The 21,227-nt window shown below is 71.1% G+C and carries 12 protein-coding genes; 6 read left to right on the plus strand and 6 right to left on the minus strand.

Annotated features, from left to right (window positions below; genetic code table 11):
* The first annotated feature begins 16 nt into the window (after positions 1-16).
* On the plus strand, positions 17-703 hold the full coding sequence (locus LZ198_RS16640; protein WP_253972956.1) for a response regulator transcription factor: 687 nt from the start codon (positions 17-19) through the stop codon (positions 701-703).
* Complete coding sequence (locus LZ198_RS16645; protein ID WP_253972957.1) at positions 700-2,106, plus strand: sensor histidine kinase; 1,407 nt, start codon at positions 700-702, stop codon at positions 2,104-2,106. Before LZ198_RS16640 ends, LZ198_RS16645 begins: the two co-directional genes overlap by 4 nt.
* Here LZ198_RS16645 and LZ198_RS16650 read toward each other — a convergent pair.
* The 4 genes from LZ198_RS16650 to LZ198_RS16665 form a co-directional block, all read right to left on the minus strand.
* Complete coding sequence (locus LZ198_RS16650; RefSeq protein ID WP_253972958.1) at positions 2,098-3,858, minus strand: ABC transporter substrate-binding protein; 1,761 nt, start codon at positions 3,856-3,858, stop codon at positions 2,098-2,100. The genes LZ198_RS16645 and LZ198_RS16650 overlap by 9 nt on opposite strands.
* Positions 3,845-4,981: an SCO family protein gene (locus LZ198_RS16655; RefSeq protein ID WP_253972959.1), complete on the minus strand. Its 1,137-nt coding sequence runs from the start codon at positions 4,979-4,981 to the stop codon at positions 3,845-3,847. The genes LZ198_RS16650 and LZ198_RS16655 overlap by 14 nt, the downstream gene beginning before the upstream one ends.
* Positions 4,978-6,966: a YncE family protein gene (locus tag LZ198_RS16660; RefSeq protein ID WP_253972960.1), complete on the minus strand. Its 1,989-nt coding sequence runs from the start codon at positions 6,964-6,966 to the stop codon at positions 4,978-4,980. Before LZ198_RS16660 ends, LZ198_RS16655 begins: the two co-directional genes overlap by 4 nt.
* A gap of 90 nt (positions 6,967-7,056) precedes the next feature.
* The gene (locus LZ198_RS16665; protein WP_253972961.1) at positions 7,057-12,399 is read right to left on the minus strand and encodes a multicopper oxidase domain-containing protein; all 5,343 of its coding nucleotides are present in this window, start codon (positions 12,397-12,399) and stop codon (positions 7,057-7,059) included.
* Positions 12,400-12,803: 404 nt separating this feature from the next.
* On the opposite strand from LZ198_RS16665, the gene LZ198_RS16670 reads away from it, so the two are divergent.
* The 3 genes from LZ198_RS16670 to LZ198_RS16680 all read left to right on the plus strand — a co-directional run bounded on the left by LZ198_RS16670 (position 12,804) and on the right by LZ198_RS16680 (position 18,832).
* The gene (locus LZ198_RS16670; RefSeq protein WP_253972962.1) at positions 12,804-17,168 is read left to right on the plus strand and encodes a lamin tail domain-containing protein; all 4,365 of its coding nucleotides are present in this window, start codon (positions 12,804-12,806) and stop codon (positions 17,166-17,168) included.
* 89 nt (positions 17,169-17,257) lie between these two features.
* Positions 17,258-18,040: an exodeoxyribonuclease III gene (locus tag LZ198_RS16675; protein ID WP_253972963.1), complete on the plus strand. Its 783-nt coding sequence runs from the start codon at positions 17,258-17,260 to the stop codon at positions 18,038-18,040.
* Between the two features lie 18 nt (positions 18,041-18,058).
* The gene (locus tag LZ198_RS16680; protein ID WP_253972964.1) at positions 18,059-18,832 is read left to right on the plus strand and encodes a lysophospholipid acyltransferase family protein; all 774 of its coding nucleotides are present in this window, start codon (positions 18,059-18,061) and stop codon (positions 18,830-18,832) included.
* A 22-nt stretch (positions 18,833-18,854) separates the two neighbouring features.
* On the opposite strand, the gene LZ198_RS16685 is transcribed toward LZ198_RS16680, so the two are convergent.
* Positions 18,855-19,385 carry a bactofilin family protein gene (locus tag LZ198_RS16685; RefSeq protein ID WP_253972965.1) on the minus strand — a complete coding sequence of 177 codons (531 nt, stop codon included), beginning with the start codon at positions 19,383-19,385 and terminating at the stop codon, positions 18,855-18,857.
* 153 nt (positions 19,386-19,538) lie between these two features.
* On the opposite strand from LZ198_RS16685, the gene LZ198_RS16690 reads away from it, so the two are divergent.
* On the plus strand, positions 19,539-20,588 hold the full coding sequence (locus LZ198_RS16690) for a hypothetical protein (protein WP_253972966.1): 1,050 nt from the start codon (positions 19,539-19,541) through the stop codon (positions 20,586-20,588).
* Positions 20,589-20,606: 18 nt separating this feature from the next.
* Here LZ198_RS16690 and LZ198_RS16695 read toward each other — a convergent pair whose 3' ends face one another.
* Positions 20,607-21,074, minus strand: coding sequence for a universal stress protein (locus LZ198_RS16695; RefSeq protein ID WP_253972967.1), 468 nt, complete (start codon positions 21,072-21,074; stop codon positions 20,607-20,609).
* Positions 21,075-21,227 lie beyond the last annotated feature (153 nt).

Below are 21,227 nucleotides of genomic sequence, written 5' to 3' on the forward strand. Positions count from 1 at the left end.
CAGGGGGGCTGTGCGCATGAGGCTATTGCTCGTCGAGGACGAGGAGAAGATGGTGAGCCTGCTCCAGCGGGGGCTGGCGGAAGAGGGGCACTCCGTCGACGTCTGCGCCACGGGGGGCGCGGCGCTCGAGCGGGGGCTCCAGGATGGCTATGACGTCATCGTCCTCGACTGGGCGCTGCCCGGCGTGGACGGCGTCACGCTCCTCAAGCACTGGCGGGCCGGCGGGGTCCGCACGCCCGTGCTCATGCTCACCGCGCGGGGCACCACGCCGGAGAAGGTCACCGGCCTGCGGGCGGGCGCGGACGACTACCTCGTGAAGCCCTTCGACTTCGAGGAGCTGCTCGCGCGGCTCGAGGCGCTGGCCCGCCGTGGCGAGGCGGAGGACGGCCCGGTGCGTCTGGGCGCGCTGGTGTTGGATCCACGGCGCCGCGTGCTGCGGCGGGGCGGACGCGAGGAGCCGCTGACGTCGCGCGAGTTCGCGCTCTTCTCCGCCCTGGCTCGCTTCCCGGGTGAGGCGCAGGTGCGCTCGCGCCTCCTCACCCAGGCGTGGGGGCCGGACTTCGACGGCAACGGCAACGTGTTGGACGTCTACGTGGGCTACCTGCGCACGAAGCTGGAGCGGCTGGAGGTGACGGACGTCTCCATCCGCTCCGTGCGGGGCGTGGGGTACAAGCTGGCGGTGAGCGGGGACGCGCCCCAGTGACGCTGGCGCGCCGGCTGTGGTTGCTGGGCGCGCTGGTGCCCGCCCTCGCCGCGTTCGTGGCGCTGTCCATGGCGGGGCAGCTCTTCCGTTACGACCTGGAGCGCTCGTTGGATCGCGCGCTGCTCGCGCAGGCCGCGGTGGAGAGCGTCAGCCTCTTCGACGGGCCCGGGCAGAAGGTCCATTTGCACATGGCGGTGTCGCCGCTGGTGGAGCAGGTCCGGCCCTTCGCGCCGCACGGCTACCTGCACGGCCCGGACGGCGAGCTCGTGGTCCGCTATCCACCCGGCCCCGCGCAGGGCGACCCGCTGGCCGTGGAGCGGCACGTCCCCGGGGAGCCGGGCGGTGAGCCCGTGCTGATGACACACCACCTGCCGGGCGGGGGGCGCTGGCGCGAGGTGCTGGTGAACGTGCGCTCGCCGCATGGGGAGCGCTACGTGCTGCGCCTCGCCGCGTCGCTGGGGCAGGTGGACGCGTCGGTGCTGACGTATCACCGCATGGCCTTCGCCCTGGCCGCGCTCTTGGGGGGCGCGCTGCTGGTGGTCCAGACGCAGCAGGCGCGGCGGCTCGCGAAGCGGTTGAGCGCCATCACCGTGCACCTGGGCCAGCTGCGCGAGGGCGACTTCTCTCGCGCGCCGGTCGAGGACGCGGAGGCGGACGAGATTGGCCAGTTGCGGGCGGTGCTGGCGGACGCGACGGAGCGGCTGCGGGGCGCACGCGCCTCGCAGGAGCGGCTCATCGCGGGCGCGGCGCACGAGCTGCGCACGCCGTTGACGCTGATGCGCACCAGCATGGACCTGGCGCTGCGGAGGGACCGGAGCCCGGAGGAGCTGCGCGCGAGCCTGCTGGAGGCGCGTGGCGAGGTGGACCGGCTCGCCGTGCTCGCGGGCAACATGCTGGACCTGGCCGTGGCGGGGCGGGGCGCGTGGGACCGGAAGAAGGGCGACCTCACGGTGCTGGTCACCCAGTCGGTGGAGGGGGCTCGCGCGGAGGCCGAGCGACGGGGGCTGCTCATCCGCCTGGAGTCGACCGGGGCCGCGGAGGCGCACTTCGACGCGGGCGCCCTCCGGCAGGCCATGGACAACCTGCTGTCCAACGCCCTCAAGTTCTCGCCCGCGGGCAGCGAGGTCGTCGTGCGCGTGTCCCGCGAGGGCGGCCGCCATCAGGTGCGCGTGGCCGACACGGGGCCCGGCATCCCCATCCCCGAGCGCGAGGCCGTGTTCGAGCCCTTCCACCGGGTGCTCGGGACGCTGCACACGCCGGGGACGGGGCTGGGGCTCGCCATCGTCCGCGAGGTGGCGGAGCAGCATGGCGGTCGGGCCTATGTGGCGCCGGGCCCGGAGGGCACCGGCACGGAGGTCGTCCTCGAGGTGCCCGCCTCCGAGCCGGCGGAGCGCTCAGGGTGAGAGTGGAATCCAGTCGGACGCGGCGGTGAGCTGTCCGGTGGTGGCGTCGAGCGCGGCCAACTGGCCTCCCTGGACACCCACGCGGCGGTTGACGCCGAAGGTGACGGGAGGGGAGACGCCGGTGTCGAAGTCCCGCAGGGCCTCGAGCTGCTGGACGAGCCCCGCGCGGGTGACCTCGGCGCCGGTCCGGGTGAGCGCTTCGACGAGCACGCGCGCCGCGGCATAGGCCCCCAACTGGAACCCCATGTGGCTCGGCTGCAGCCGATGCTTCTCCATGAAGTCCGCGAACGCCTTCAGGTCGGGCGCGTGGGGCCCCAACCCCGCGGGATAGAGGAACCGGACGCGGTGCGCGGACGCGCCCACGACCTCCGGGATGGCGAGGCTCGCGGGCGCGAGCACCGGCACCGCGAGGCCCTTCGCCTCCAGGGCGCGGAGCAGCATGGCCAGTCCCTCCGGGGAGCCCGCGTACAACACCGCCGGGGGCGCCGTCGTGGCCGCGTGGTGGAGGAAGGTCTCCAGGTCCCATGCGGCTCGTGCCGCATGCGCTTCACCGGGCTGGGGCGGAGCCGGCGCCGGGTGCGTCGAGGGGGGCCGGGTGTCCCCCGCCCGTGGCGCCGCGTCCTCGACGGTGAGGCGCAGCTCGCGGGGCACGGCGAGCTCCCGCCTCCCGGTCTCGTCGCGCACCGCGTCCACCCACGCGCCCGCGGCGTCGTGGCCCACGTGCGCGACCACCAGCGGGTTGCGCCGCAGCTCGGTCTCCCGCGTACGGGCCAGCCACTGCACGGCGAGCCGTGCCAGGGCGGGCTCGTCCGGATAGAGGAAGAACACGGGGCTGTCCTCCGCGCTGGTTCCGCCACGCAGCGCGAGCGGGAGCACCAGGGGCGCGCCCTCGCGGCTCAGCAAGGCGTCGGAGGGGAGGGGGCCCTGACGGACGCTGGCGGCGAGCGCGAGCACGCCTCGGTCCAGCAGTCGCGCCGTGGCGTCCGTCCGTCCGGCCTCCGGCTGGGATGGGTGCGCGAGCAGCTCCGCGTCGTCCTCGACCACCAGCGCCAGCTTGCGCCGGAAGACGCCGCCGCTGGCGTTCACGTCCTCGAACACCGCGCGCACGACGGCGGCGACGTCCTTGCCCAGGGGGCCCAGCCGGCCGGTGAGCGGCAACGCCGCGCCGACGGTGAGCGTGGTGGAGGAGACGCCAGGGTCGGGGTGCTCTCCCAACTGGTCCAGGTACGCGAACAGCTCCTCCTGTTCGACGGGGGTGAGCGTGTAGCGGGGCATGGTGACGCCCAGCGCGCGGCCGCTGGAGGACACGCCTTCCGTCACCGCGCGCACCAGGGTGGCGCGGGTGTACGCGGGGCGGGAGCGGTCCTCCAGCTCCCCCACCGCGCGGGTCCGCGAGTGGCCGAGCGCCCCCGGGGTGATGTCGGGGACCTCCACGCCTCCTTCCCGGCTCCCGCGTCCGGAAGGCCCGTGGCAACGGGAGCACGCCGCCACCGCGCCGCTCATCTCCACGCGCTCCGGCGCGAGGTAGCCCAGGAGCGGGGTGTCGCGGACGCTCAGGCCCCGTTGGAAGAGGCTCCGACCGCGCCGCGCCGCCGCCGGGTCGGACGGCACGGGTGGTGCTTCGGTCCGCTTGCAGGCGGAGAGTCCCAGCACCATCGCGAACAGCACGCTCCAGGCCCACCGGGGCAGGAGACCCGGAGCGGCCGTCTCTCGCTTCGGCGTCGCGGTGCGCACGGTGCTACCTGGGGTCATTCAGGTGCTCGACGGCGTAGACGATGTTCTCCACGCGGGCCATCGCCGGAGACTTCACCCACATGCCCGTCGTCGCGTCACCGATGAGGAGCGTGGTGTTGTGGGCGTTGGGGTCGTCCACGTAGCCGCCGAGCTTCTTCAGCACGAGGGTGATGTTCTCGCGTGCCCCCGTGAGGAAGAACCAGCCGGACCTGACGCCCATCTTCTTCGTGAAGGTGCCCAGGCTCTTGGGCGTGTCGTTGGCGGGGTCCACGGAGAGGGTGATCATGGTGATGTCCTTGCCCACGCGCTCTCCGAGCTGCGCCTGCACCTCCGCGAGGTGCTTGGTGATGGGCGAGCAGGCGCCCTTGCAGGAGGTGAAGGCGAAGTTGATGAGCACCTTGCGTCCCCGCACCAGGTCCTCGTAGAAGCGGTGCGTCTTGCCGTGCTGATCCACCAGCTCCGTGTTGGTGAAGTATTTGGCCGCGGCGGCGTCCTGGGTCGCCACGTCACCCTCCAGGCTCCCCAGTTCGGAAGGGGCCTTCGAGGCGGCCTGCGCCTCGCGGATGGCGGTGAGGATGGTGGAGGGGCTGCCGAGCCCGTCCACGCGCTGCCAGTGGTTCGCCACGGCGTTGCCCACCAGCACGGTGGGGCGATGGGCCTCCTTGTCGGGCACGTAGCCGCCGAGCGCCACCAGCGCCTCCTTCACCCGGGCGGGCTCGCCCGTGAGGAAGGACCAGTCCGGTCCGGGCTTGAAGGGCTCCGCGAACTTCGCCATGCGGTCGGGGGTGTCGTTGGCCACGTCCAGGGTGATGGAGATGAAGCGCACGCCGCTCTTCGCGCCCAGGTCCTTCTGTACGCGCGCCATCGTCGCCGTCATCGGCGAGCAGATGGTCTTGCAGCGGGTGAAGATGAAGTTGATGGCCACCGTGTGGCCGCGGACGAGGTCCGTCCACAGCTTCACCTTGCGGCCCGTCTGGTCCACCAGCTCCACGTCCGGGACCTCCACGTCCAGCGAGGGCGCGGGCGCGCCGCGGGGCGCGGGGGGCGGGACGACCGCCTCCTGGGCGGACGAGGCCGACGCGAGGGCGACGACCAGGGAGCACAGGAGGGGACGCAGCGCTTGCGCGCGGAGGGCGTTCATCGGCGGACCTCGGGAGCGGAGATGGCGGTCGGGGTGGCGGCCTCCGCCACGCCCAGGGTGAAGTGGGGCAGGCGGCCCAGGTCGATGTTGCGGCTCTCCACGCCCAGCACGAACTTGTACTGGCCGGGCGAGGGCGGCGTGAAGTCCACCTCGAACAGGCCCTGGCCCAGCGCGCGAGGCTCGGTGCGCGACTGCCAGGTGCCGGGCGTCTTGAACAGGAGGACCCGCACCTCCTCCGGCTGGACGGGAGGGGCGTCGAAGCCCGGGGTGACCTCGAGCTTGAAGCGCAGCGGCGTGGACACGCCCGCGGTGAGGATGACCTTGGGGTCGAACTCCGGCGTCAGCGTCAGCGGACGCTTCTTGCTGAGCGACGCGTCCTCCGGAACGCCGCCCACCTTCCACTCCGCGCAGATGATGGCGCGCGGGTTGTCGAGCAGGAACTGGACGTCGTAGACGCCGTTCTCCCGCACCGTGGTGCCCGCGGTGTACACGCCCGGCTCCACCTCGCGCAGCGAGCGGTCCAGCACCAGCACGGCGCGCGGCTCGCGGCCGTAGTTCAGGTGCGTCCCACGGGGCGCCATCATGCCCTCCTGGTAGAGGTAGAGCGCGCGGTCCGCGGCGCCCGCGACGATGACGCCGTTGCCCTCCGGCAGCGCGGCGATGGGGTCGGAGCGGCCGGGGATGCGGCCCTCGGCCGGGGGCCGCTGGCCCATGGTGACCTGCACCACGGAGGGCGTCCCGGCTCCCTCCAGCGTCCGCAGCTCCACCAGCGAGACACGCCCGCTGGTGGTGTTGCGCACGTAGGCGAAGGCGTCGGTGAAGACGACGGTGTCCGGCTCGGAGAAGCCGGTGAGCGTGTGGGCCACCTGTCCGCGCGCGGCGTCCAGGATGTCCACGGTGCCGGACTTCGGGTGGAGCAGGAAGGCCCAGCGCCCCGTGCGGTCGAAGCGCAGCGCGCCCAGCCCGTCCTTCACGGAGATGCGCTGGGTGACCTCGCGGCGCTGCGGGTCCACCACCAGCACCTCGTTCGTCTTGGGCTGCGCGAGGAAGACGGCGCGGGCCACGGCGCTCCACGCGATGTCGCCCGCGCCCGCGCCCACCTTCACCGTCCCGAGCACGTCGCGCGAGGTGACGTCCACCGCGGTGAGCACGTCCGCTTCCGTGCTGGTGAGCCAGGCGGTGCGGCCCTCGTCGGCGAAGGCCACCTCGTGACGGCCCGCGCCCACCTCCAGGGCCTCCAGCTCGGAGTGGCTGGTGGTGTCGAGGACGCTGACGGTGCCATCCGCGTCGTTGCTCACCCACGCGGTGCGCCCGTCCGGCGCGAGGGCGATGCGGCCCGGCTGCTTGCCCACGGGAATCGTCCGGGTGGCGAGGAAGCGCTCCAGGTCCACCACGGACACGGAGTTGCCGGAGGACACGGTGACGTAGAGCGACGTGCGGTCCTTCGTGAGCACCCAGTCCTCCGCCGACCCACCCACGGAGACCAGGCTGTGCAGCTTCGTGCGGTCGAAGGCGATCTGCGGGTTGATGACGGAGATGGACTGGTCGTGGTTGAGCGTGAGGAACCAGTAGCTGTTGAGGTCCACCTCCGCCCGGGCGGACAGCAGGCCGCCCAGGTAGGTCTTCACGCGCGCCTTGCAGGCCGCGTCGTCCATGGGGCCATCGCCCGGCCCGCGCAGGGACATCCACCCCAGCGTGCGGCGGCCCTGCAGCGGCGCGCCCGTCTTCGCGTCCGTGAGCGCGAAGCGCGCGGTGCCCTGGAGCGGCGCGCCCCGCGTGGCCTCGCGTTGACGCGGGTTCAGCGTCAGGTCGAAGGCCACGGACACTCCCTCGCGCTCGACGGTGACGGGCTTCGCGACGATGGGCGCGGGTGGGGGCTCCGCGGGCGCTTCGGGGGCCTCTCCGGGGAGCCAGCGCGAACCGACGGCGGCGAGGACGCCCAGGGATGCGAGTGCGAGGGTGGCGAGCAGGAGGCGCTGGCGCATGGTGCTTCCAGGAGAAGGAGAAGGAGGAACGGGGCGACGCGGCATTCCACCGCGTCGCCCCGGGACTGCTCGAGGTGCTCCGGACGTGTGCTACTCGACGCGGAACACGCCCCACAGACCGCCGCCGCTCCACAGGAAGCTGGCCTGGTCGCGGTAGAGGTAGTCACCCGGGATGCCGTCGATGCCTCCGGCGCCGTACTCCGGAATCATCGTGTACGACTGCATCACCGAGGCGCCGCCCTGCGTGGAGATGACGGGCGACTTCGTGTTGGGGCCCATCACGCGGGACAGGCCGCCCTCCATCCACGGGTTGCGGTGCCACTCCGCGCCGTGGACGGAGATGGCGTGCTGACGCGAGTGCCCGGAGGGATGTCCGAACCGCCAGCGGACCTTGTCGTTGGCCTTCGCCCGGAACAGCGGCGTGGCCGGGTCGCCGTGCGCGTACGAGCTGAGCACGTTCTCCATCGGCAGGTCGTTCATGTCCTCGGGTGACGTCTGGGGCCGCTGGCCGAGCCGGGCCCACAGCGGCTCGGTCCGGTAGTTGATGCCCTTCTGGCCGGTGTCCTGCGAGTCGTCGATGCCCGCCGTGTTGCGCAGCGCCCGGCCGCTGTCCAGGCCGTCGGTGTCCCAGTACTCGGAGCGGTCGCTGAGCAGGCCCAGGTCGTCCTGGAACAGGGCCACGAACTCGCGGAACGTCTCCGGCTTGCCGTCCGGCCGCGTGTACTTGATGTAGGCCTGGGCCTCCGTGCCGGTGTCCGTCGTCCAGAACGCGTCCGCGGGCTCGATGACGAGCGCGCCGATGGCGCCGTGCATGCCGTGGTTCACCACGTCCGCCATGTTGCGCAGGTTGACGATGCCGAACTCCATGGCCGTCCTGCGGGCCAGGGGGAACGACGTGCCGAAGGGCGAGCTCTTGAACTCGCCGGCGAACCACCGGTACGTGCGGGAGGAGCCCGGGGCCACCGTCTGCACCGCGTTGAGGCCCACGTTGGCGCCGTCATCCGAGTTCACGTCGTAGGAGACGAGCTGCGGATGCAGCGACACGTGGTTCGACATCTGCACCTGATTGACGTTGAAGCCCGGGGTGATGGCCGCGTGGTGCGCCCAGATGGGCGTCTTCGGCAGCGTCGTGGAGGGCAGGCGGTTGGTCAGGGTGACCTGGACGCACTCGCCCGCGCGGGCCCGGAGGATGAGCGGCTCCGGCATGCGCTTGCCGGCCTTCAGCGCCGACAGGTGCGCGTCCTGCGCGAAGATGATCGCGTCCGGGTCGTAGATCTCCTGGACGTCGTTGTAGACGAGCCGCTGGTTCGGCAGCCAGTTCTTCGCGTCGATGGCGGAGACCCGGTACAGCCGCACCGGCGAGCCCCTGGGGCACGAGTCCGACTTGATGGGCTTGATGCCGAACCAGTCGAGGGCCTCGTAGCGGAGCACCAGGTCCTTGTCGATCTTCACCATCGCCTCGCGGTCCGCCATCAGGTGCTCGACGGTGCGCACCTTCACCTTCTGGCCGGCCTCGTCCACCTCGTACGAGTCCTCGACGGACTCCGCCTCCTTGGCGAGGTCCATCACCTCGAGGCCCGCCTCGTCCGGCAGGTCGAACAGCTCGAGCGGCGGGTAGGCCTGCACCTCGCCCGGCTCCGCGGCGCCCTTGCGGGTGACGACCTGGAGCTTGGGGTTCTCGTCCGCGGCCAGCAGCGCCACGTCCGACAGGGTGCGGATGCCGCGCTGCCGGTTCTTGTACGTGCGGAGGATGCCCCACATGCCGTTCCACAGGTCGCCCGTGGACGCGCTCATGTACATGTAGTCCGCCGTCTCGTACGGCCCGATGATCTGCGGCAGGCCGCTGGTCAGGTTGAACTCGAAGTGCTCGGAGATGCCGATGGCCTGCGCGTTGTAGAAGCCGCTGTCCGCGTCGTACATCTCCTTGAGCCACTTGTTGCCGTGCAGGGTGAACGAGTGCTGCTCCTCCTGCGCGCCCTGGACCAGGCGGATGCGGATGTTGTCGCCCTGGTAGCCGTAGAGCAGCGGCGTGTAGGGGTCGCCGTGGATGTCCGAGCGGAAGACGTTGGCCATGTCTCCGCGCGCGCCCACGCGCTGGTAGCGGTCCCCGCAGCGCATGCGGCTGGAGATGCGGTGGGGGATGGGCTCGTTGTGGTAGTTGATGGTCATCCCGCCCGGGTCCGCGGCGCTGATGGCCTCCGGCATGGGCTCGTTCTCGAAGCCGATGGCCTGCGGCAGCTTCACCTCCTTGTAGTTGGGGGGATTCACCGCCCGGCCACACTCGTCGTAGAGCGGCACGTAGTCGGCGAACGCGAGCGCGAACTCGCGGAAGCTGTTGGCCGGGTTCGCGGTGATGACGTCGGCCTTCCAGCTCGTGGGACCGCCGTCCGCCGCGCGCGAGCCGAAGTAGATGCCGCTGCCCATGTCCCGCCACTTGGAGCCCTTGGGCTCCACGATGAGCGCGCCGTAGAAGCCGTGCTGCTGGTGCGACGACGGGCCGAAGTGGTCGTGCGTGAACACCGTCTCCAGCGCGTGCGGGTTGCCGCTGGGCAGCAGCGGATCCGCCCACCAGCGCTGCACGGTCGTCTGCGCCGTGCCGGGCGCGCGGGGGATGCGCGGGTGGGTGGCGGGCGTGGTGAGGTACACGCGCGGCCCCGTCTCGCCCACGTTGCCGTCGGCGGCGAAGGCGCCGCCCGCCGCGTTGGCCAGGTGGATGCGGTGGGCCACCGTGTCGGAGGACAGCGTGCCGTCCTCGTAGTTCCAGCCGTTGCCGGCGCCGTCGGACGCCGTCACGTCGAACTTCACCAGGTGGATGTGCTGCCCGATGACGTCCGTGGGCGTGTAGATCTGGAAGTCGTCCGGCTCCAGGTGCGCGGGGATGATGTTGGTGGCGTAGAAGTTGATGCACTCGCCCGACTCGGCGCGGAAGAAGAAGGGCTCCGGCGGACGCTTGCCGTCCTGCGTGTTGGCCAGGTCCTCGTTGAGCACCATCAGTCGCGCCTGCGGATCATGCCAGCCGGCGCGGTTCACGCGCTGCATGGCGACCTGCACGTAGGTCGCGCGGTAGTTGCGCTTCACCGTGCTCTCCGGACACGGGTCCGCGAAGGGGGCGCCGGCCACCGGCTTGCGGCCGTTGACCAGGAACTTCCCCGTGCCGCCCAGGGCGGTGTAGGCCGGGTAGTACTTCGCCGTCTCGCCGTAGGTCGGGTCGTTGTGGAGCGCCAGGGTGGCGGGGGCGGTGGCGCCGGCGGAGCTGGGGAACTCGCCCGCGTGGAAGGACATGGCGGCCTTCTCCATGGGCGTGCCGTCGTGCGGCAGCAGCTTGATGTTGAGCGCTGTGGGGTCCACGTCGAAGCGCCCGGAGTTGCCGTAGACCACGGGGCCCACCGCGTTGGTCACGATGTGGCGCGGCAGGCCGCCGTCGTACTCCAGGTCCAGCGGCGGCTGCGGCGTGCGGCGGCCGGGCATGCCCGGGATGTAGAAGGGGAAGCCGGGGAACGCGGGCCGCGTCATGAGGCCGGAGGGCGTGCTCACCGTGGTCGCGGCGTACGTGGGCATGGGCGGCATGGCCCGGTTGGGGATGGGGATGACGGCGGGGTTGGGCGTGCCGCCGGAGATCTCCGCGTCCGGGAGGCGGCGGTCCTTGGTGCCGGCCTCGAACACGTCGTGCACGCGCCACAGCGCCCACATGCCCTGCGCGAAGTGCGGGTACAGGTGGCAGTGGTGGATGGAGTCGCCCGCGGTGAAGTTGCGGTTGCCGGAGCCGCCGTAGTTGATGTCGTAGGTGAAGGCGGAGCCGGGGCTGACCGTCTGCGAGTCGAGGTAGTTGGAGTTCTCCACGCTCGGCGAGTACTTCCACTGGTGCGCGTGGAGGTGGAAGACGTGGGTCTCCGCGGGGCCCGCATGGATGTTGCGGATGCGCACCGGGTCGCCCAGGTAGCTGTGGTGGACGTTGGTCGGGTCGTCCGGGTAGAGCGCGCCCACGGCCTTGCCGCTGGCGTCCTTCTCCACGTTCATCGCCGGGTCGCCGTTGGCCCACGACTCGAGGAAGAACTCCTCGTATTCGCAGGTGACGCAGTTCTTGGTAGGGCCGATCTTCGAGCGGTTGGCGAGCAGCTCCGCGCCCAGGCCCGCCACGCCGTAGTTGACGCCGAAGCCGTCACGCACGCTGTGCAGGGTGGGGTTCCACTCCAGCTCGTCGAAGGCCTGAACCGCCTTGACCTCGTCGTGGTAGATGGCGGTCAGCTCGCGGAAGTGCCCCTGGTCGATGGACGTGCTCGTGCCCACCACCGTGTTCTTGTAGCCGGTGACGATGGCCTCCAGATCGCCGTGACGGATCTGGTTGTTCCCGTCGAGGATGGCGAGATAGGGCCGGCCGGAGGGGTCCTTCTTCGCGTAGTCGATGACGGGCGTGCCGTCCGGGTTGTTGCTGGTGGTGACGGTCTTCAGCACCGTCTCGCTCACCTTGGAGCGGTACCAGGTGCTGCCCGCGGGCTCCACGTTCACCGCGCCGAACAGGCCCTGCGCGGTGGAGCCGCCGTCGCCCTCGCCGCCGAACGAGGCGCCCATGCTGTAGAAGAAGAAGACGCCCTCGTGGTCCGCGTACCACAGGTAGTCCGTGGAGCCGCCGGACGGGACGAGGCTGCTGGGGTTCAGGCCGACGTTGGCGCCGTCCGTGAGGATGTCGCGCAGGTACTGCAGGCCCTGGACGTGGAGGGACGCGTGCCGCGTGGCGGGGGAGTTGTCGCGGTGGTCGTCATCCACCTCCAGCTCCTGGCCCAGCCAGAACCACCTGCCACCCACGGCCTCGCCCTTCACGAGCGACATCACCCGGTCATACGTCGGCGTCAACACCCAGAGCGGGAGCAGCTTGCGCACGACGGAGATGGTGGTGGAGCCGCCCGCCTTGCTGACACCGGGCTGGGACTGCTCCGCGCTGGGGATGGCCGAGCGGGTGGGGGCGAGCCAGTTGTGGAACTTGACGCTGAGGCAGTCCCCCACGTTGGCGCGCAGCGTGAGCGGGCGAGGGCGCTTGGTCGGCTTCAGGCGCACGTTGCCCGGGCCCATGCCCTTGGAGGGGCTGATGGCCTCCACGTCGTCCATCAGCGCATAGACCATCCCGGACGGGTTGAACGAGCCCAGGCGGTTGTAGGTGTAGACCTGGTCCAGCGCGACCACCTCCGCGAAGACCGTCCGGGTACACGCGGCCGCCGTGCGCGGCTGGGGCTCGGCGGTGACCACCTTGTCCTGCGCGGCGGCCATGGGCTGTCGGTCCGCGGAGATGGCGTCCGCTCCTCCCGCGCCTTCCGACTGACAGGCGAGCTGCGAGGCCAGCGCCACCGTGGCCAGGGCCCGACCCCACCTGGGGATGGGGCGGCCCGTGGCGACCGGCCATGGGCCGTCCCCGGGATGTCGATTCTCGGTTGAAGACACACGTCCCCCTGCGTCACCCGGAGATCGGGTGAAAACATGATTAATCTGAGGCTGTCGCGATGGGTGTTTCTAAGAAACCTCTCATGAAACACAGACATGCTTTCCGTGTCTCATGTGTCTCACTATCGGCGCGATTCGCTGAAAGTAAACACTCCGCGTAAACGCCCGGAGTCTGGGTGCTCCCGGTCCGAAGTGAGGGGTTGTCTGAGAGGTTTCAAAGAATCATGTCAGGCACGTGTGTCGAGGCGTCCGGGGGAAGTCTGGGGTCGCGGGATTCCACATGGGGCGAAAACTACCCGGTGGATGGCGTTTTGCTACGCTCCTGTTGAAATATTGCGGATTGCGAGAGGGACGAGACCTGTGGGATGCCAAGGGGGCGTACGTCCCCCCGGAGTTTCCCAAGCATGTCCTGGTCCTTCCGCCAATTGTTGGCGCCGCTCGCGGCCCTTCTCCTGGTCGTCACCGCCTGCGGCGATGACGATCCTCCTGCCTCCGCGGTCTGTGGCAATGGTGTCGTCGAGCGCGGCGAGAGCTGTGACGACGGCAACACCACCGACGGTGATGGCTGTAGCAGCACCTGCCAGACGACTCCCAAGCCCGATGCGGGCCGTCCCGACGGTGGCCCGGGTGACGGGGGTCCCTCGGAGCCGGACGGTGGCCCGGGCAACGACGGTGGTACGGGCAACGACGGTGGTACGGGCAACGACGGTGGTACGGGCAACGACGGCGGCACCACGGAGCCCGACGGTGGCCAGGTCGAGACCGACGGCGGCACGACGGAGCCTGACTCCGGCACGGTGACGGACGGCGGCACGACGGAGCCTGACTCCGGCACGGTGACGGACGGCGGCACGACGGAGCCTGACTCCGGCACGGTGACGGACGGCGGCACGCAGCCGGACTCCGGCACGGTGACGGATGGCGGCACCCAGCCCGACTCCGGGACGGTCACGGACGGCGGCACCCAGCCGGACTCCGGCACGGTGACGGATGGCGGCTCCGAGCAGCCCGACTCCGGCACGGTGACGGACGGTGGCACGCAGCCGGACTCCGGCACGGTGACGGATGGTGGCTCCGAGCAGCCCGATGCGGGGCCGGGGGCCCCCGACTCCGGTTCTCCGGACTCCGGTACGACGCCTGACGCGGGCTCCGAAGGCCCCATCGTGACGTGCCCCGCGGCGAACCTGCCGCCTCCTCCGACGGGTACGTGCACGGTGACGTCCGGCAGCGCCGCGCGCCTGTTCACGGGCGTCATCCTGGCGCCGGACAAGGTCTACCGCGGTGGCCAGATGCTGGTGGATGACACGGGTGTCATCCAGTGCGTCAGTTGCGATTGCTCGCAGGCGGCGGGCGCCGCGGCGGCGACGCAGGTCACCTGCCCGCAGGCCGTCGTCTCTCCGGGCCTCATCAACTCGCACGACCACATCACCTTCCAGCAGGCCCCGTACGTGGCGAGCGCGTCGACGGCGGCCGAGCGCTACGAGCACCGCCACGACTGGCGCCGGGGCAACAACGGCCACACGCTGATCAGCGCCACGGGCAACTCGAGCACGGAGTCCATCCGCTGGGGCGAGCTGCGCCAGCTCATCGCGGGCACCACGTCCGTCGCCGGCTCCGGCGGCGCGAAGGGCCTGCTGCGCAACCTGGACGCGCCGAACACGTCCACCAGCGGCAGCAACCAGGAGGGCCTGGGCGCGGGCGCGGGCGCGAACTACGAGACGTTCCCGCTCGACGACAGCAACGGGCGCGAGTTGGCGACGGGCTGTGGCTACGCCAACATCGACACGCCGTCCGCCATCCCCGCGGCGTCCGCCTACCTACCGCACATCGCCGAGGGCATCGAGGCCTCCGCGCGCAACGAGTTCCTGTGCCTGTCCGGCCAGCAGTCTGGGGGGCAGGACATCCTGAGCTCGCGCACCTCGATCATCCACGGCATCGGCCTGCGCGCCAGCGACATCGAGCTGATGGCGACCAAGCGCACCAGCCTGGTCTGGTCGCCGCGCTCCAACGTCGCGCTGTACGGCGACACGGCCTCCGTCCCGCTCTACAAGTCCATGGGCGTCAACGTGACGCTGGGCACCGACTGGCTGCGCTCCGGCTCCATGAACATCCTGCGCGAGCTCAAGTGCGCGGATGACCTGGACGCGTTCTATTTCAACAACGCGCTGAGCGACGAAGAGATGTGGGCGATGGTGACGTCCAACGCGGCGCTGGCGTTCCAGGCGACGCGGGTGGGCGCGCTGGTGAAGGGGAAGGTGGCGGACGTGGCCATCTTCCGCTTCTCCGGCCCGCTGGCCTCGCCTCACCGCGCGGTCATCACCGCGCAGCCCGCGGACGTGGTGCTCACCATGCGTGGCGGCAAGGCGCTGTACGGTGAGTCGGCGCTCGTCTCCGCGCTGAACACGACGGGCTGCGACACGCTCGACGTCTGTGGCGAGCAGCGCACGGTCTGCCTCCAGTCCGAGATCGGCGAGAACCTGGCCACGCTGCGCGGGAACAACAGCAGCGCCTACCCCCTGTTCGCGTGCGGCACGCCGTCGGACGAGCCGGTGTGTCTGCCCAAGCGCACGTCCACCGACTCGCGCTTCCCGGCCTCCGTCTCCGGTTCGACGGTCTACACCGGCGACCTGACGGGGCTGGACGTGGACGGCGATGGCGTCCCGGATTCCGTGGACAACTGCCCGTCGGTCTTCAACCCTGTGCGCCCGGTCGACCAGGGGCAGCAGCTCGACTCGGACGGCGACGGCGTTGGTGATGCCTGCGACGTGTGCCCGCTGCTCGCCAACTCCACGCAGTGCTCGCGCCCCACGCCCAACGACGTGGATGGTGACGGCGTGATCAACCCGGTGGACAACTGCCCCTCCGTGCCGAACCCGGATCAGGCGGACTCGGACGGCGACGGTCGCGGTGATGCGTGCGACCTGTGCCCGGCCCCCAATACGGGCGACGAGCCGTGCCCGCTGTCCATCTACGACGTGAAGCAGCCGACGCCGAACGGTGGCTCGGCGTGGGTGGGCATGAACGTCACCCTCAACAACGTCACCGTGACGGGCGTGGGACCCACCGGCTTCTTCGTCCAGGTGAACCCGTTGGATCAGGGCTACCACGGCGCCGACTACTCGGGTCTCTTCGTCTTCACGCGCACGGCGCCCGCGAGCGACGTGGTGCCGGGCACTCGGGTCAACGTCACCGCGACGGTGGCCAGCTACTTCGGGCAGATCCAGCTCTCCAACCCCACGGTCGCGGTGGCCAGCCAGGGCAGCACCGTGCCGCCGCCGCAGGTGGTGGTGCCGGCCGAGATTGCGACGGGCGGCAGCCGCGCCACGGCGCTGGAGGGCGTGCTGGTGCGCGTCACGCAGGTGCAGGTGACGAACATCGCGCCTCCGCCGGGTGGCGGCGACTCCGCGCCCACCGGCGAGTTCGAGGTCAACGGCGTGCTGCGCATCAACGACTACCTGACCACCTTCGCGCTGCCCGCGGTGGGGGACCGGTTCGTGTCCATCACCGGCGTGCTGGAGCTGCGCAACGACCACTCGAAGATCGAGCCCCGCTCCGCGGGTGACTTCGTGAAGGCCGGACAGGGCGAGGTGACGCTCGCGTCGCTGGGTCCCACGGGCCTCTACGTGCGGTCGGGCTTCACCGGCCCGACGTTCCCGGAGCGCCTCACGGTGGTGCTCAGCGGCCCCGCGCCCCAGGACACGGTGGTGACGGTGTCGTCGTCCACGTCGGCGGTCTCCGTGCCGGGGGGCCAGGTCGTCATCCCCGCGGGCGAGCAGGCCGCCTCGGTCATCCTGAGCGCGGACCAGGCGCGGGATCCGGGCGTGGGCAAGGCCCTGCTGACGGCCACCCTCGGAGGCACCAGCCTCAACGCGACGGTGAACGTGCTGGCGGTGGACGCTCCGACGTCGCTCGCCATGCTGTCGCCGGAGCAGGCGGTGGTGCGGGGCGGCGGCACGCACAGCTTCACGCTGACGATGGACGTGCCCCCGGCGACGGACACGACGGTGCAGTTGGCCGTGCAGCCCGCCTCCCTGGGCGCGGTGGCCTCGCAGGTGGTGGTGGCCGCCGACGCGCTGACGGTCAAGTTCACCTTCACCGCGGCCAACGTGAGCGGCGAGGGCGAGCTGGTCGCCACGCTGAACGGCAAGTCGGTGGTGGCGAAGCTGCGCGTGGATGCCCCGACGGGCGCCAGCCACATCGTCATCAGCGAGTTCGCGCCCCAGGGCTCGGGCAGCGCCGACGACGAGTTCGTGGAACTCTTCAACCCGACCTCGAGCGCGGTGGACCTGTCCGGCTGGAAGCTGCAGTACAAGAGCGCGACGGGTACGGCGTACCGCTCGTTCTCGCTGCCCGCGGGCGCCACCATCGCGCCCCGCGGCTTCTACCTGGTGGCGAGCACCGTCTACTCCGGCACCGCGCCGGACACCCGGTGGCCCACCACGGCGTTCGCGATGTCCGCCTCCGCGACGGGCGGCGGCAACCTGCGCATCGGGTCTCCGGAGATGGGCACGGATCCGGGCGACCCGAGCGTCGTGGACCAGGTGGGCTATGGCACGGGTGACGACGCCGAGGGCACCCCCATCTCCCCCATGGCCGCCGCCGCGGGCTCCTTCGAGCGCAAGGCGAACGCCTCCTCCACCGCCGCCACCATGCAGGGCGGGGTGGATGCGGCGCGCGGCAACGGGCACGACTCGGGCAACAACGCGGCGGACTTCATCCTCCGCACGCTGCGCGAGCCTCAGAACACCTCCAGCGCCGCGGAGCTGTAGCCTCCCGCAGCGCAGGAATGCCCCTACCGGCCGTGGATAGACCGGTAGGGGCTGGAAAACCCGGCCCGGGCGGGCCATAAGCGTTCCCCGTGAGAGTCGTCTCGTGGAACGTGAATGGGTTGCGCTCGGTGCACGGCAAGGGCTTCCTGCCGTGGCTCGCGGGTGCGCGGGCGCAGGTCGTCGCGGTCCAGGAGGTCCGGGCGCGCGCCGACCAGCTCCCCGACGAGGTGCGGACCCCGCCGCGCTGGAAGACGCACTTCTCGTCCGCGGAGCGCCCCGGTTACAGCGGAGTGGGGCTGTTCTCCCGCGAGGTGCCGGACGCGGTGGAGACGCGCCTGGGCGTGACGGAGATGGACGCCGAGGGCCGCGTCCAACTGGCCCGCTTCGGCAAGCTCACGGTGGCCAACGTCTACTTCCCCAACGGCAACGGGAAGGACCGCGACCTGAGCCGCATCCCCTTCAAGCTGGCCTTCTACCGGCGTCTGTTCGACACGCTGGACAAGCCCCTGCGCGACGGCCAGCGCGTGCTGGTGGTGGGGGACTTCAACACGGCGCACCAGGACATCGACCTGGCCCGGCCCCGGGAGAACCGCGAGACGAGCGGCTTCCGCGCGGAGGAGCGCGAGGAGCTGGACCGGTGGCTGCGGGCGGGGTGGGTGGACACCTTCCGACACTTCGAGAAGGGCGGCGGCCACTATTCGTGGTGGAGCCAGCGTTTCGGCGTGCGGGAGAAGAACATCGGCTGGCGCATCGACTACGTGCTCGCCTCACCCGGGGCCATGGCCTACGTGAAGCGCGCGGCCATCCACCCGGAGGTGTCGGGCTCCGACCATTGTCCGGTGAGCGTGGACCTGGACAACGCGGTCGTCTGAAGGACTTCGCGAGGACTCATGAACGCACTGCTCTCCATCTGGACGTGGATCGAGATTGGCCTGGTGGCCCTCATCGGCTTCTTCGTGCAGCTCACGCTGGTCATCTTCACGCTCCCGTTCGACCGCAAGCGCACCATCGTCGGGCGCTGCTTCCGGCTCGTGGGCGTGACGGCCGCGAAGCTGACGCCCTACTGGCGCTTCGGGGTGCACGGCGCGGTGCCCGCCTCCGTGGCCCCCAACACCGTCGTGGTGAGCAACCACGAGTCCAACGCGGACCCGTTCCTCGTCTCGCACCTGCCGTGGGAGATGAAGTGGCTGGGCAAGGCCAGCCTCTTCAAGGTCCCCGTCGTGGGGTGGATGATGTGGTTCGCGGGGGACATCCCGGTGCACCGCGGGGATCGCGAGTCCGCCACGGGCGCGATGGCGCGGTGCAAGGAGTGGCTGGCCAAGGGGATGCCGGTGATGATCTTCCCGGAGGGCACCCGCTCCAAGACGGACGAACTGCTGCCGTTCAAGGACGGCGCGTTCCGGCTCGCCATCGAGACCCAGGCGGACGTGCTGCCGCTGGCGGTGAGCGGCACCCGCCGGGCGCTGCCGAAGCACTCGTGGCGCTTCGCGACCTCGCGCGGGCTGGTGACGGTGGGCACGCCCATCTCCACCAAGGGCATGACGCTCGACGACGTGGAGAAGCTCAAGACGCTGGCGCGAGATCAGATCCTCTCGCTGCGCGCCTCGCTCCAGCCGCTCACCCGGGGCGATGACTCGCCCCAGGGTGCCCCCAGCGCCGTCTAGCGCGGGGGGGGCGGCGAGGGGCTCAGGCGTCCTGGTCGTCGTCGTCGTCGAGGATGTGGCACCCGGGCTCGTCTTCGAGGGCCTCCTCGATGATGGAGCGCACCAGGTCCTTGCCGCCGAACTCGAAGGACATGCTGACGCGGTCGCCTTCGACGTGGCCTTCCTTGCCCACGACGAGCTTGCCGCCCAGGGCCACCGCGTCCCCCTGGACCTCGGCGCCGTCCTGGACGCGGATCTCACCGCCCAGCGAGACGACGTTGCCCTTCACGCGGGCCCCGGGCTCGACGATGACGCGGCCCCGGATGGCGACCGCGTCCTCCACCTCCGCGCCCTTGCGGATGATGATGTTGCCCTCCAGGGCGACCACGTCCTTCACCTTCTCGCCCGCCTCGATGACCAGGTCGGTCCCCTGGACCACGCGGCTGCCGTCCTTCGAGTGGGCGGCGCACACCACCTTCGGGGTGGCGGTCTGCTTCGGCGCCGCGTCCTCGGCGAAGGCGGGGAAGGAGAGGGTGGTCATGAGGGCCAACGAGGGAATCAGGGACGGGCGCATGGCGGGCTCCTGGCGCGAGCGGGACAAACCTTCCTACGCATCGATCCCACACCCATTGCATGGGTCCGCTTCCCTCGGGTGGGGTGGGTAGAGGCCCATGCCTTGCACTAGCGTGGGGGCGGAAATCCCTCCGCGAGGTATGTCCTGGCAACGATGCAGACGCCACACGACGACTCCCACGACCTGACCATCTGGGCCTATGCCTTCGGCTACTTCGCGGCCTATGCCCCCTACAGCGCGCTGACGAAGGCGCTGTCGAGCGGGGCGCTGCCGGAGATGGAGCACGGCATCGTGGGCTTCGCGCTGCTGCCGGTGAGCGCGATGACGTCGATGGTGGGCATGTTCGTCTTCCTGTCGCTCAAGCGCTGGTGGCGCTACGCGGCTCATCGCCAGGTGTTGGGGTTGCGCGTGCCCGTACCCGGGCCGTGGACGTTCCTGTCCGGGTTGTGCTCGGCGGCCATCATCGGCACCACGACGCTGGCGTACACGCTGGAGGGCGCCTCCATCGTCTTCATGATGCTGCTGATGCGCGGCGGCGTGCTGGTGATCGCCCCCGTGGTGGATGCCCTCAGCCGGCGCAAGGTCCGCTGGCCGTCGTGGGTGGCGCTGGCGCTGAGCCTGGGGGCGGTGGTGGTGGCGTCGGGCACGGAGGCGCGCGCCACGCTCACGCTGGTGGCCGGGCTGGACGTGGGCATCTACCTGGTGAGCTACTTCATCCGCCTGCGGGCGATGAGCCGGCTGGCCAAGTCCGAGGACAAGTCGCTCTCCATCCGCTACTTCGTGGAGGAGCAGATGGTGGCCACGCCGGTGCTCGTCATCGTCCTCGCGCTGGTGGCGCTGTGGGGCGGGGCGGGGCCCGCGGCGGACATCCGCGAGGGCTTCGTGGGGGCCTTCTCGCGCGGCACGCTGCTGGAGGAGGTGCTGGTGGGGCTCCTGTCGCAGGGCACGGGCATCTTCGGCGGCCTCATCCTGCTGGACTCGCGGGAGAACGCCTTCTCCGTGCCGGTGAACCGCGCCTCCAGCGTGCTGGCGGGGGTGGTGGCCACGCTGGGGTTGTCGTGGTGGCTGGGCATGCGGGGCGTGGGCGGCCGGGAGCTGGCCGGCGCGGTGCTCGTCATGGCCGCCATGTCCGTGCTCGCCGTGCCCACGGTGCTGGCGGCCCGCCGCCGCGAGGCCGCCGCGCGCGCCGCCCTCGGACGGTAGGGCGACGCGTCCGGAGCGCTACTTCTTCTTCTCCGGCGAGACGTGCAGCGTCAGCACGGGGCAGGGGGCGCGGGAGACGAGCTTCTGCGCCACGCTGCCCAGCAGCAGCCGGGGCAGGCCGCGTCGCCCGTGTGTGCCCATGACGATGAGGTCGTAGCCCTCCTTCTCCGCCAGGTCGAGGATGGTGGACGAGGACTCCCCCACCAGCACGCGCTGCTTCACGGGGACGGGTGGGACCTCCAGGCCCTGCAGCAGCGTGGTCATCTCCTTGCGCGCCGTGTCCACGGCCACCTGCTCCAGGGACATGGCGTTCCAGCCGGGCGCGGCCACCAGGAGGTCTGGCGCGACGTACTGGGGCGGCTCCCAGACGTGGACGACGTCCACGGTGGCGCCGAAGGGGTGGGCGAGTTGGAGCGCGTAGTCGAGCACGGACCGGGAGCCCTCGGTCAGGTCGACGGGAACGAGAATGCGGCTGGGCCCGGCCATGGATCACCTCGAAGCGGTCGAAGGGGTGTGTGCCCCTGTCTACGGGAATGGGGCTGACGGGCTCGCAGTGGAAGTTGCGTGCCAGCGTCCGCCCGGTGGCTGGTGGAGCGGGCGTGCAGGCTTTGCGGAGGGGCGGGCGTCAGGCGCAGCGGA

Source organism: Myxococcus dinghuensis, assembly GCF_024198235.1.
Lineage (GTDB): Bacteria > Myxococcota > Myxococcia > Myxococcales > Myxococcaceae > Myxococcus > Myxococcus dinghuensis.

Coding starts and splice junctions, on each gene's coding strand:
- LZ198_RS16655 (WP_253972959.1), bottom strand. CDS start 4,981: ATGAACGCCCTCCGCGCGCAAGCGCTGCGTCCCCTCCTGTGCTCCCTG.
- LZ198_RS16660 (WP_253972960.1), bottom strand. CDS start 6,966: ATGCGCCAGCGCCTCCTGCTCGCCACCCTCGCACTCGCATCCCTGGGC.
- LZ198_RS16695 (WP_253972967.1), bottom strand. CDS start 21,074: ATGGCCGGGCCCAGCCGCATTCTCGTTCCCGTCGACCTGACCGAGGGC.
- LZ198_RS16650 (WP_253972958.1), bottom strand. CDS start 3,858: ATGACCCCAGGTAGCACCGTGCGCACCGCGACGCCGAAGCGAGAGACG.
- LZ198_RS16690 (WP_253972966.1), top strand. CDS start 19,539: ATGCAGACGCCACACGACGACTCCCACGACCTGACCATCTGGGCCTAT.
- LZ198_RS16680 (WP_253972964.1), top strand. CDS start 18,059: ATGAACGCACTGCTCTCCATCTGGACGTGGATCGAGATTGGCCTGGTG.
- LZ198_RS16670 (WP_253972962.1), top strand. CDS start 12,804: ATGTCCTGGTCCTTCCGCCAATTGTTGGCGCCGCTCGCGGCCCTTCTC.
- LZ198_RS16685 (WP_253972965.1), bottom strand. CDS start 19,385: ATGCGCCCGTCCCTGATTCCCTCGTTGGCCCTCATGACCACCCTCTCC.
- LZ198_RS16640 (WP_253972956.1), top strand. CDS start 17: ATGAGGCTATTGCTCGTCGAGGACGAGGAGAAGATGGTGAGCCTGCTC.